Here is a 13165-nt window from a genome sequence, read left to right as displayed (position 1 = left end):
TAGGCAAGGCAGATGATTGAAGCGAATAGTGATTCTATTTTGAAAGCATCTAACGAAGCATAAAGGACTTTGAAACCCGCCAGAATGGAGTCTCTCAGGTATGCCACTTCTGTGTTACATCGATTTAAAAGGCAACAACCATTTCTACATCAATGTGCCTTGAATTGAAAAAACTGAGAGACTCTGAACTGACCAGATATTTAATGGGATTGGTATAACAAGTAACTGGAATTTGAGTAATTTAATCCCAGTGGTGTACATTCTTTTCAGGTGCATTACTTTTATTCACAATCCTAAATGCGCTTTCAACTAACGAATTCATTTCTGATTCAATCCATTTGTTATATTTATAAAAACTTCCATCGTATTTATTAGCCATATATGACATATCTTCACCAGCGGCCTTTCCGTCAGGGTAAGTAACAGCAATAATATTTTGTAAGTCAGTATCGAACTTTCCTAAAAGGTTACAGCCAACTAACCTTATGATAAACAGCTCCATGTTGATACAGTCGCCAGATTTCTCATAGGCACCAATATACGCTGTAACGACCTTCATTATGTTGGCCCACATGTCGCTATTTCTGTCAGTGGATTTCATCAAAAATGCTGCATATATATTATTTACAAGTACTTGCTCGATAAATTTGCTTGGAACACCTTCATTTTGCAACTTTATGATAGCTATACTGACGAAATGACAGAGCACCTCAATAGTGGCAGCATTATTAGCCATTTCTTCGCACTCAGCTTTGACAACCATAATATCTCGAAACTTAACAACAGCCTTATGGCAAGCTTTCACCAAAATTTCACCAAATGCCTTGTATTGGCTAGAACTCTCCCCAAAATACATCGAAATGCCACTATTTACCTGTTCAAGGTGATAACTCTTCTTGATAGACGGATACAGTGAATCACTGCTGAACACCCTTAGTTTTAAATTGGAACGATCGTCAACTTCGATTGCCTTAACGTTATTATCAGTGGCACTAGATATAGCTGATTCTTTAGCTAACCTGTTCTCATCGATGGCTTCATTTGATTGTTGTGATCGAAGGTCAACACTATCGGTAACATTATCCTTTTGGGTATCGTCATTTGATGTTGTGATAGTTGGATGTTGCTCGGGATGTTCACTTTCAGGTTCTGATATGAGCTCATCATTCAATTCAGTGATGTCATCATTTACGTGTTCTTGATTCTCACTTAACGCTTCATTTAACTTAGCTATGGTCATGTGAAGGTTATTCATCAAAGTGATGAGAGCATTGTTATCAGGTTGTGTAAAAGTAAAATGCAAAACACCATTAATGTGCAGTTTATGCTTTTTGGGAAAACCAATATCTTCTATTTCGTCATGAGAGATGCAAATTGCGTCTTCGAATTTTTCTTTACCCATAACCTCGTATGAAGTAATGAGCATTCCTTCTTTTGCGCCCCCAAATAGGGTGTCATCAATTAGGACAAGGACTTCTTCTGGTGCAATACCTTTTGCATAATTCCCAATAGCGCCAGCAAGTTTTTTTGACGGAATATTTGGCTTTAAGTAAATGCTATGAGAAACCGTCTTCAACTCACTATTGAGATTTAAAAATGTTTCTTCGAAAAAAACTTCATATTCGTCATTGTTCATTTTACACTTTTTCCTTATCTTGTTTACTGACATGGTGCCAACACAAATGAAATCTCATGTACCTCTTTTTTGAGGCGATTGAGTGGAATGAACCAGAACAAAGCAATGCATTCAATTAGAAAAATAATATGCAATGCTCTGTAGACAAATAAGTGAAAAAACACCAGCTAATACATCATCAATCATAATTCCGAAACCACCATGGACTTTGGCATCAAGCCAGCGAATAGGCCACGGCTTAACAATATCGAAAAACCTAAAAAATACAAATCCAATAGCTAACCACAATAAACCAAGCGGAGCAGCTATCATCGTTATCATCAAACCAACAACCTCATCCCACACAATGGCACCATGATCATGCACCCCCATATCCTTAGCAGCTTTGCCACAAATATAGAAGCCGGCAAGCATACTAATACTGGTAATAATCAGGTAATGGGTGAGGCTCAATTGTTGCATCAACAATATCAACGGTATAGCAGCTAAAGTACCAAAGGTGCCTGGAGCTTTAGCCGCTTTACCACTACCAAACCCTAATGCTAAAAAGTGTATTGGATTAGCTAAAGACAGCTTATTAACAAATTTATCTTGGGTAAGTAGTTTCATAATGCTTCAATTAAAAATGTTCAAAACCGCGTGATATAGGCGTAAAAGGAATACCATCGTCGACAAGTTTGAGTTTATCGCCTGAACAAATTTGGCCTATTTTGATAAATTTAACCCCAGCATGAATTAAGGCTGTATCAATTGCGCCACGTTGAGACTCAGGTACTGTAAATAATAATTCATAGTCTTCCCCCCCGGTTAACGCATAACTTAATGCTTCATCACGACTGAGATTGGCTTTTAATGATACAGATAACGGAAGTTGGCTAACATCAACAATCGCCCCCACTTTAGAGGCCATTAACACATGACCTAAATCTGATATTAATCCATCCGACAAATCAATAGCACTGGTCGCTAGCGTTTTTAGCGCTTGACCTGCTAACACACGAGGTGTCGGATAATAATGGCGATTAATAAGGTATTCTTTATCTTCGGAATTAACTATCTTAGCCCCACGAAGTATATCCAGACCTAATGCAGAATCCCCTAAAGTACCCGTAACGTATATCCAGTCACCATTTTTGGCACCCGAACGCGTTAAAGCAGTGCCTTTTATCACTTGCCCATTAATGGTAATGCTAATACTGCGCGGACCACGAGTCGTGTCACCACCAATAAGGGCAATGCCATAGTACTCAGCAATCTCAAACAAGCCTTCACTAAAACTCTCAAGCCATGGCTGCTCAACACTCGGCAAGGTTAATGCTAACGTAAACCAAGCAGGTTCTGCACCCATTGCTGCTAAATCAGATAAATTTACCGCTAAAGATTTATAACCTAATGCATGTGCAGGTATATCGGCTAAAAAATGGACATTCTCGACAAGAGTGTCACATGATATCGCTAACGATTTATTCTCAGCAGGATTAACTAAGGCACAATCGTCTCCGATACTTAGCTCGACGTCGCGTCTTTTTTGGCCTTTATTACGGAAATAATGTTCGATGAGTTGAAATTCTTTCACATTTAATCTGGTACGGTAAACCGTCCACCTTAATTTTGAAACAATTAATAAGAAATGAAAACGGTATCCGAAGATACCGTTCTGGTGTTACTTATGCTTCACTAACTTATCAAGCAAGCCGTTAACAAACTTGTGACTGTCATCGGCACCAAATGCTTTCGCTAACTCGATACCTTCGTTAATAGCCACTTTAAACGGCACATCTTTACGGAAGGTCAACTCGTAAGTAGCTAAACGCACTATGGCTTTTTCTACCGGTGACACATCTTCAAAATCACGATCAAGAAACGGCTTTAACAGCTCATCAATGTGTGATGTTTGTGACGCCACGCCAGTGAATAGCTCACGAAAATAAGCCACATCAACACCATCAGTGTTCTGTTCAGTTAAAAACTCATGTTCTACGTCAGCAACATTATTTTTACTTAACTGCCATGAATATATGGCTTGAACGGCTAAACGGCGGGCCTTACGGCGCTCTGAAGGTTTCATACTTTTCCTACTATTACAGCTGTTGTTCTAGTTGTTGCAGTACATTAACCATTTCAAGCAGACCAAGAGCGGCTTCGCCACCTTTGTTACCTGCCTTAGTACCTGAACGTTCAATTGCTTGTTCGATGGTATCTGTAGTTAACACACCAAATGCAACAGGCAGGTCATATTCTAACGCAACTTGCGCAAGACCTTTGTTACATTCGCCAGCAACAAAATCAAAATGAGGAGTACCGCCGCGGATCACTGCACCGAGTGCAATAATGCCATCAAATTTGCCACTTGCAGCAACACGCTTTGCAGCAAGCGGTAATTCAACCGCACCAGGAACACGCACAACAGTGATGTTGTCATCACTAACCTGGCCGAAACGCTTTAATGTGTCTATTGCGCCATCAAGCAGACTTTCAACTAAAAAACTATTGAATCGCGATATTACGATCGCCACTTTGGCATTTTTCGCTTCGATATTACCTTGAACTACGTTCATTCTATCTTACCTAAATTAGCTAAAGCACCCAGCTCGGGGCAAAAAGAGGCGCTATGATATCACAGCCATTAGCCCTGAGCGCTATGCAATTAATGAAATTGTTAAATTTACCATCGACCAAGATTATTCGGCTATATAATCTGTCACTTCCAAGCCAAAGCCTGACAATGAATGGTAACGTTTTGGAGAACTCAATAGGCGCATACTTGTGACACCTAAACTCGCCAAAATTTGCGATCCTACACCGACTCTGCGTGACGTTCCTTGCCACATAGCTGGCGCGGGCGATTGGCCGTTATCTTCGGCTTCAAATGCTTTCACTTTAGCCAACACATCACTGGTATGTTCGTCATTGCCAAGTAACACTAAAACACCACCTTCGGAGGCAATGAGAGCCATGGCTTTTTCTAATGGCCAACTGCGTTTCTGATCACGTTCAGAATGCAATAAGTCATTAAAAGTATTTTGTAAATGAACCCGAACTAAACAGTTTGGTTTAACTTCACCGTTGACCAATGCATAATGAAGTTGATTATCAATAGTATCTCTAAACGTCACCATAGTGAACTCACCAAACCGTGTTGGTAATTTACATTGAGCTTCACGTACAACGGTCGTTTCATTCGTATTTCGGTATTCAATTAGGTCAGCAATCGTCCCCATCTTGATACCATGTTTTTCACTGAAAATCTCTAGATCAGGACGACGTGCCATGGTGCCATCGTCATTAAGAATTTCGACAATCGCAGCTGAAGGTTCGCAGCCTGCTAACCGAGCCAAATCACAACCCGCTTCAGTATGACCTGCACGCGTTAACACCCCACCTTCTTGTGCCATTAATGGAAAAATGTGACCAGGTTGTACTAAATCAGCCGCTTTAGCATTTTTTGCCACAGCGGCTTGAACGGTTACGGCGCGGTCATGAGCTGAAATCCCCGTTGTAACGCCTGTTGCTGCCTCTATAGAAACGGTAAAATTAGTTGAAAACTGCGCATTATTGTTCGTCACCATTAACGGCAAGTTGAGTTGCTCACAACGCTCTTTAGTTAGCGTTTGACAGATCAATCCACGTCCGTAAGTTGCCATAAAGTTGATTGCTTCAGGCGTCACTTTATCAGCGGCCATGATCAAATCACCTTCGTTTTCTCTGTCTTCATCATCCATCAAGATAACCATTTTACCTTGACGAATATCTTCAATGATTTCTTCTATGCTATGTAGCGCCATTGTCAGACCTTTATTAATGTAGTTATTGATTTAATCCTGAGGCATTAAATCTTCTTGTATTGTGATGTTTTGTTTTCATTTGGGTACAAGTGTTATTGATTATGGTCGTTAACGCAAAAAACCTGACTTAGCGAGCAGTTCCATCGTCACACCTGACGATGACTGTGCTTGGTTAACTTCTGGTTGCATCAAGCGTTCCAAATAACGCGCAATTAAATCCACCTCGATATTAACGCTGTCACCCACCTTTAAATCCACCAGCGTGGTTTCTCCAGCAGTATGAGGCACAATCGTTAACCTAAAACGAGTTCCATCAACTTCATTTACGGTTAAACTCACACCATCAATGGTGATTGACCCTTTATGCGCAATGTAGCGACTCAATTGAACCGGTGCAGACAGCCAAAATTCAAGCGCTTTGCCTCTGTAGTCACATTGCTCAACTTTAGCGATACCATCAACATGGCCACTGACCATGTGTCCACCCAACCTTGTTGTCGACGTAACGGCTTTTTCAAGATTAACCCGCTGACCAACTTGATAACGACTAAAACCTGTGAGCTCGACAGTTTCTGCTGATATATCTGCAACATAGCCATCACCAAGGCACTCAACTACGGTCAAGCACACTCCGTTTGTAGCAATACTGTCCCCTAGCTTTACATCGGTTAAATCTAATTTACCACTGGCAACGGTCAAGCGAATATCGTTACCTTTGCGATCAATTTTACGTAACGTACCAAGGGCTTCAATTATCCCAGTAAACATAATGACTCACTTTTGGTTTATTTACTTTGCTCTTGCTCAGGTTTTGGCCCTGCAACTCGCACTTTAATAGGGTTGATTGTATCTGAGAATATAACGCTTATCTTGTCCGACGTTACGCTCATCAATTAATTGCAGCACTGGTGTTTGCTCCATCGCGTTGTAATCAGGCAGTTGCAACATATTTCTACCATGGCTACCCAGTAGTTTAGGCGCCTGGTAGAGCACAATTTCATCGGCCAAATTTTGCGCGACAAAAGCCCCTGCTAAGGTGGCCCCCGCTTCAACTAAAACAGTATTCGCCTGTTGGCCCAAATACGTTAGCAAAGCTACCAATGGGATTCTACCTGACGAGTCACACTCTAACTGTAAAAAAGACACATGTTCAGGAAAAGTCGCTTTAACACCGTCTGAATAATCACAACCAGAAACTAATAAAATAGGACTTTGAATTGAAAAAAATTGTTGTGTTGCCGTTAATCTAGCGCGACTGTCTAGTACCACTCTTAAAGGCTGGAATAGTTCATCTTTTGTATGCCTAGTAGTCAGTTCGCCTAATGTTTCATAGCGAACATTAAGGCTAGGATCATCAATAAGAATGGTTTCAACACCGGTAATTAATGCACAATTCCTAGCACGGTATTTTTGCACATCGGCTCGGGCAGCGCTGCCGGTAATCCACTTTGACACGCCATTGGACAACGCCGTTTTACCATCTAAACTGGCTGCAATCTTTACCGTCACCCAGGGCAACCCTGTTTTCATGCGCTTCATAAAGCCAAGGTTAAGAGCGTAAGCTTGTTCGGTCAGCAGACCCACATCGACTTGAATACCCGCATCTCGCAACATGGCAATTCCACGTCCAGACACCTCAGGGTTGGCATCGGTTACAGCAACAATAACTCTAGCAACCTTGGCGTTAATTAAGCCTAAAGCACAAGGAGGTGTTCGGCCATAATGACTGCAAGGCTCTAACGTGACATAAGCCGTTGCGCCTTCTGTCGACAAGCCTTTATCTTTTGCCATCTTCAGTGCATTGACTTCGGCATGGCCTTGACCAGCGCGTTGATGAAAACCTTCACCAACAACCTGTTTTCCTGCAACAATCACGCAGCCTACACAAGGGTTAGGCCGAGTAGTATAACGTCCTCGCTCTGCCAGCATAATCGCACGGCTCATCATTTCAATATCGAAATTAGACCAGTTAGACATAAAAGAAACCTTTTTTCGACACCATATTATCTTCGTGCACCATACATAACCTACGCTCGAACAACACGGTCTTAATCAGTAATTACTTTTGCAGTTTCGCGATAGCTTCGCCAAATTGAGACACGTCTTCAAAGGCTCTATAAACGGACGCAAAACGAATGTAGGCAACCTTATCTAGGCTCATTAACTGCTCCATCATTAGATTACCAATCATTTCTGAATCCACTTCTCGCTCACCTGTTGCACGAAGTGTTGATTTGATTTTAGTCAGCGCCTGTTCAATCTCATCAATCGACACAGGACGCTTTTCTACTGCCCGCAACATGCCGCCACGCAGTTTATCTTCATCAAAGGGTTGCCTAGTGCCGTCACGTTTTATCACTCTAGGCATGACTAATTCTGCACCTTCAAACGTGGTAAAACGTTCATGGCATTCGGTACATTCCCGGCGGCGACGAACTTGGTGACCATCCGCCACTAATCGAGAATCTATTACTTTGGTATCGGTCGCGCTACAAAAAGGGCAATGCATTGAACCTCCTGCAGAAAACAAAATGGCCGCTAACAATTAGCGGCCATTAAAGTTTATCCTATTTGCGGCACAAGGTTAACCTAAACCTGAGTGCCATACACATTAGCGATTAACCGTATACAGGGAACTTAGCACATAAAGCCAATACCTGCGCTTTTACGCGCTCAGTAATAGCAGTATTAGATGCATCGTCTAAAATATCGCAAATCCAACCTGTTAGCTCTTTCGCTTCTGCTTCTTTAAAGCCTCGACGAGTAATAGCTGGTGAACCGATACGAATACCTGAAGTTACAAACGGTGAACGAGGATCATTTGGAACTGAGTTTTTATTCACCGTAATATTAGCACTGCCTAATGCTGCGTCAGCTTCTTTACCGGTTAAATCACGGCCAATGAGATCAACCAACATTAAATGGTTTTCAGTACCGCCAGAGACAATTTTATAACCGCGGGCTAAAAAGACTTCAACCATGGCTTTAGCATTTTTAACCACTTGCTGTTGATACACTTTAAACTCTGGCTCTAATGCTTCTTTAAATGCAACGGCTTTACCCGCGATAACGTGCATTAAAGGACCACCTTGACCACCAGGGAATACTGCAGAATTTAGCTTTTTATATAAGTCTTCATCGTTAGCTGCAGAAATAATAATACCGCCGCGTGGGCCTGCTAATGTTTTATGTGTGGTTGATGTAACTACGTGTGCATGTGGTACAGGCGTTGGGTATACACCAGCAGCGATTAAACCTGCAACGTGGGCCATATCAACAAATAAGTATGCACCGATTTTATCAGCAATTTGGCGCATTTTAGCCCAGTCAACGATACCAGAAAAAGCAGAAAACCCACCGATGATCATCTTAGGCTTATGTTCAACAGCTAAGCGTTCCATTTCGTCGTAGTCAATTTTACCAGACTCGTCGATACCGTAAGGGATAATGTTATAAAGCTTGCCAGAGAAGTTAACTGGAGAACCATGAGTTAAGTGGCCACCGTGAGCGAGGTTCATACCTAACACCGTGTCGCCTGGTTGCAATAACGCCATGAACACAGCGCTGTTTGCTTGTGAACCAGAGTGTGGTTGCACGTTAGCATAAGTAGCACCAAATAATTCTTTTGCACGTTCAATCGCTAAGGTTTCAACCACATCAACGTATTCACACCCACCATAGTAACGCTTACCAGGATAACCTTCAGCATACTTGTTGGTTAACTGCGAACCTTGCGCTTCCATCACACGTGGACTGGTATAGTTTTCAGACGCGATCAATTCAATATGTTCTTCTTGACGACAAGTTTCATCTTCAATGGCTTTAAATAAATCTGGATCATAATCCGCAATATTCATCGCTTTCTTCAACATGGTAGCTCCAACATCATTGTCTATATAGTAGGGTTGCGCGGTATTCTACTCTGCAACGATACTGATTTACAGTAGAAACAACATGAAATTCACTGTGTTCTGAATACAAAACGATTCATGTTTATCACTAAAACAGGACAAATCAATGAGCATTTTTAATCGAAAAGGTGCACTACACTCAATCACACAATTGCCTGTTGAGTTAAACCAATAATACAGTAGAATTATCACCATCTTTGTTGACAATTAGACAGTATCATTATGGCTCAATTTGTATACAGCATGCTTCGTGTGGGTAAAATTGTCCCGCCTAAAAAGCAAATTTTAAAAGACATTTCACTTAGTTTCTTTCCTGGTGCCAAAATTGGCGTGCTTGGTTTAAACGGCTCTGGTAAATCAACATTACTGCGCATTATGGCGGGAATTGATACCGAAATAGAAGGTGAAGCTCGACCAATGCCTGGGCTTAAGATTGGTTACTTACCGCAAGAACCACGCTTAAACGAACAACAAACTGTTCGCGAGGCTGTTGAAGAAGCATTAAGTGAAGCTAAAAATGCATTAATACGTTTAGATGAAGTTTATGCTGCTTATGCTGAACCCGATGCAGATTTCGACGCACTTGCAAAAGAGCAAGGTGAATTAGAAGCCATCATCCAATCACAAGATGCACATAATCTTGACCATATCCTTGAACGAGCAGCAAACGCCTTACGCCTTCCTGATTGGGATGAAAAAGTTGCCGTACTCTCAGGTGGTGAACGTCGCCGAGTCGCGATTTGTCGTTTATTGCTTGAAAAACCAGAAATGTTATTACTTGACGAACCAACCAACCATTTGGATGCTGAATCAGTAGCATGGTTAGAGCATTTCTTACAAGAATATAACGGCACCGTTGTGGCCATTACCCATGACCGTTACTTCTTAGATAATGCAGCGGGTTGGATTTTAGAACTCGACCGCGGCGAAGGAATACCTTGGGAAGGAAACTATTCCTCATGGCTTGAGCAAAAAGATGCCCGCTTGCAACAAGAATCATCAACTGAAAGTGCTCGTCAAAAAACCATTGCTAAAGAATTAGAATGGGTGCGCCAAGGGGCAAAAGGACGTCAGTCTAAAGGCAAAGCCCGTATGGCACGCTTTGAAGAACTCAACACCAATGATTACCAGAAGCGTAACGAAACTAATGAGCTATTTATTCCACCAGGGCCACGCTTAGGCGATAAGGTTATTGAAGTAACCAATCTAACTAAATCTTATGGCGACCGAGTGTTAATTGATGATCTCAGCTTTACCGTGCCTAAAGGCGCTATCGTCGGCATTATTGGTGCTAACGGCGCGGGGAAATCAACCCTATTTAAAATGATATCTGGTACAGAGCAACCAGACAGCGGCAGTATTTCTGTTGGCGACTCAGTTCAAATTGCTTCTGTTGAGCAGTTCCGTGATTCAATGAATGACAAAAATACAGTGTGGCAAGAGATTTCTGGCGGCCTCGACATCATGCGTATTAACAACACAGAAATACCAAGTCGTGCTTATGTAGGACGTTTTAATTTCCGTGGTGGCGATCAGCAAAAAATCATTGGCACCCTATCGGGTGGTGAGCGCAACCGAGTCCACTTAGCCAAATTGTTACAAGCAGGTGGCAACGTATTATTACTCGACGAGCCAACCAACGATCTTGATGTAGAAACACTGCGAGCACTAGAAGAAGCATTATTAGAGTTCCCAGGTTGTGCAATGGTTATTTCCCATGACCGTTGGTTTTTAGACCGTATTGCGACCCATATTCTTGATTACCGAGATGAAGGTAAAGTTAACTTTTATGAAGGAAACTATACTGAATATTCAAACTGGCTAAAAGAGACGTTAGGAACCGATGTAGTGGAACCTCATCGATTAAAATATAAGCGTTTGAATAAGTAACTCACCTAACAATGGTTAATGAATAAAGCAGAGTTAACATATTCTGCTTTATTTTATTTAACAGTATTTTAGAGGACATCCTCACGATAACAGCCGCGTGCCCCTCATTTATGTCAAAATTTTGTCAAGTTAATGTGAGCAATGCACCACAATCTGTTTGTAAAGCCAAAATAACTTCAGTATTATAAATTATTAATGGATTATTTTACTCTTTGCTGATTATTCTCAGCGCATTCAGAGTGTCGATGGTTCCAGCTTGTAGAGAAATTTAATGGAGAAATCAGTGAGATACGTTTCAATTAGCCTTGCTTTATTGTACTTATACGCAAGCAACTCATTTGCGGCACTCGAAGTCATTACCACGTCAGAAAAGCAGACTCTCAAACAAATTGAAAATCAATACGATATCGATACCCTGCTGATCACTGTTAATGACAAATTCTCACAGCTTAATAAAAAAGCTTATGACGTAGAAGGTCTAAAAAAATCAATTATTACAGAAAAGCAACATTATGATGAGCTCATTGCCGATTTACCTAATGTAATTAGAGCAAAAACGGCGCTTACTGAAACCTATAGAAAAATTGAAGCGTCTATTTATTCCGTCGATGAATTGACTCAAAAAGTAGAGCAAGACAGCAAACGTCTTGAAGCTGAAAAAATTGAAATATTAGCTGAATATGAGACAATAAATAAAAAGCGTACAGACAAAAGTCAGCAATTATTTAAACTCAAAACAGATATTACAGATCGCTTAATTACTGATTTATCAAAATCCAGCAGTACACTGCCAGTCAATATTAATGGTTCGACTGAGTGTTCAAAATATCAATCAATTGCGGATTGTTTAAAAGAATCCAAAAGTAGCATTTTATCAAGTACCCGTAATGAATCTCCCTTTTTAAATGACAAAAGCGTTTTGTTGTCATATGAGGTGATTGACGCCAACATGAACATGAAAGGCGATTTACGCTACAAAGTAGCGATGCAGTTCAAACCTTCTTATAACAATAAAATTGATTCAATGTTAAATGAAGAATTAGGCCTAAAATCAGCAATGGTGACATTAATTAGTAACGTGCCTGCAGATTGGTATGTTAATGGTACTAAAATCGGCACAGGGAAAAAATTGTTCCATGAAATGCCATTAGGTAAACATGGAATATTAGCGTCATATCAAAATCAAGATAAATCCAGCGTAGAAAACATAGAAGGTAACGGTGTATTTAATTATAAATTCGCTAATGTTGGTTCGCCGGATAAAACGAGCAATAAATCAAAGGTAGTGTCGGTGGAAGTACCAAAAGGCATTCTCAAGCCAACAGCGAAACAAACACAACCAACCCCCCAAAAACCTAAAGCGAAATATACTCTATTTTCTGATCAAACGAGTGTTAAGTTAAGTGATGAAAATGCAGAAAAGAAATCATCTGATAAAGGTTATGAATACTTTATGGGCGTTGCACCTGCGACTAAAAAACAAAATATTGAGTTTACTAACGAACCCATCGAAAAATAATAATTTAGGCCGCTTTTTGATATAAAGCCGTTAATTAATCATCACCAAGCCATATCATTCGATATGGCTTTTTTGTTGCCTTTATTTATCGAATAACGTTATACCAATCCACATTAGAATTTATACCAATCCCATTAAATATCTGGTCAGTTCAGAGTCTCTCAGGTTTTTCAATTCAAGGCGCATTGATGTAGAAATGGTTGTTCCCTTTTAAATCGATGTAACACAGAAGTGGAATACCTGAGAGACCTCATTCTGGCGGGTTGCAAAGTCCTTTATGCTTCGTTAGATGCTTTTAAAATACGACTGCATGGTCTATTTTTTTCCATAAAAAATAAGACATTCCCACCATCCATGGCGGTCAGATACTGGAGGTAGAGTAACGCAGGAGCTTGTTACCGAGGATCACTATTCGCTTCAATCA

At 40.8% G+C, this 13165-nt stretch carries 12 protein-coding genes; 2 read left to right on the top strand and 10 right to left on the bottom strand.

Annotated features, from left to right (window positions below):
- Nucleotides 1-241 precede the first annotated feature (241 nt).
- From ACWXWT_RS17550 to glyA, 10 genes are all read right to left on the bottom strand, one after another.
- Nucleotides 242-1636, bottom strand: coding sequence for a hypothetical protein (locus ACWXWT_RS17550; RefSeq protein WP_456042868.1), 1395 nt, complete (start codon nt 1634-1636; stop codon nt 242-244).
- Between the two features lie 111 nt (nt 1637-1747).
- Complete coding sequence (locus ACWXWT_RS17545; RefSeq protein ID WP_456042867.1) at nt 1748-2245, bottom strand: phosphatidylglycerophosphatase A family protein; 498 nt, start codon at nt 2243-2245, stop codon at nt 1748-1750.
- Nucleotides 2246-2255: 10 nt separating this feature from the next.
- On the bottom strand, nt 2256-3212 hold the full coding sequence (thiL, locus tag ACWXWT_RS17540; RefSeq protein WP_456042866.1) for a thiamine-phosphate kinase: 957 nt from the start codon (nt 3210-3212) through the stop codon (nt 2256-2258).
- Between the two features lie 87 nt (nt 3213-3299).
- On the bottom strand, nt 3300-3704 hold the full coding sequence (gene nusB, locus ACWXWT_RS17535; RefSeq protein WP_456042865.1) for a transcription antitermination factor NusB: 405 nt from the start codon (nt 3702-3704) through the stop codon (nt 3300-3302).
- 13 nt (nt 3705-3717) lie between these two features.
- Nucleotides 3718-4194 (bottom strand): 6,7-dimethyl-8-ribityllumazine synthase, encoded by a 477-nt coding sequence (ribH, locus tag ACWXWT_RS17530; RefSeq protein ID WP_456042864.1) that lies wholly within the window; start codon nt 4192-4194, stop codon nt 3718-3720.
- 123 nt (nt 4195-4317) lie between these two features.
- Nucleotides 4318-5421, bottom strand: a complete 1104-nt coding sequence (ribBA, locus tag ACWXWT_RS17525; RefSeq protein ID WP_456042863.1) for a bifunctional 3,4-dihydroxy-2-butanone-4-phosphate synthase/GTP cyclohydrolase II — start codon at nt 5419-5421, stop codon at nt 4318-4320.
- 108 nt (nt 5422-5529) lie between these two features.
- A complete protein-coding gene (locus ACWXWT_RS17520) occupies nt 5530-6189 on the bottom strand; it encodes a riboflavin synthase (RefSeq protein WP_456042862.1) in 660 nt (219 codons plus the stop codon).
- A gap of 63 nt (nt 6190-6252) precedes the next feature.
- Nucleotides 6253-7398 carry a bifunctional diaminohydroxyphosphoribosylaminopyrimidine deaminase/5-amino-6-(5-phosphoribosylamino)uracil reductase RibD gene (gene ribD, locus ACWXWT_RS17515; RefSeq protein WP_456042861.1) on the bottom strand — a complete coding sequence of 382 codons (1146 nt, stop codon included), beginning with the start codon at nt 7396-7398 and terminating at the stop codon, nt 6253-6255.
- Nucleotides 7399-7480: 82 nt separating this feature from the next.
- Nucleotides 7481-7930 (bottom strand): transcriptional regulator NrdR, encoded by a 450-nt coding sequence (gene nrdR / locus ACWXWT_RS17510; protein ID WP_456042860.1) that lies wholly within the window; start codon nt 7928-7930, stop codon nt 7481-7483.
- 109 nt (nt 7931-8039) lie between these two features.
- Entirely contained in the window at nt 8040-9293 is a 1254-nt protein-coding gene (glyA, locus tag ACWXWT_RS17505; protein WP_456042859.1) for a serine hydroxymethyltransferase, read from the bottom strand.
- 261 nt (nt 9294-9554) lie between these two features.
- Between glyA and ettA the strand changes: the two genes are divergently transcribed.
- Nucleotides 9555-11222 (top strand): energy-dependent translational throttle protein EttA, encoded by a 1668-nt coding sequence (ettA, locus tag ACWXWT_RS17500; RefSeq protein WP_456042858.1) that lies wholly within the window; start codon nt 9555-9557, stop codon nt 11220-11222.
- A gap of 283 nt (nt 11223-11505) precedes the next feature.
- Nucleotides 11506-12741 (top strand): hypothetical protein, encoded by a 1236-nt coding sequence (locus tag ACWXWT_RS17495; protein ID WP_456042857.1) that lies wholly within the window; start codon nt 11506-11508, stop codon nt 12739-12741.
- The last annotated feature ends 424 nt before the right edge of the window (nt 12742-13165 follow it).

Source organism: Shewanella sp. A22 (assembly GCF_053850585.1).
Note: the sequence above shows the minus strand (reverse complement) of the source record. Positions and strands in the feature narration are given on the sequence as shown.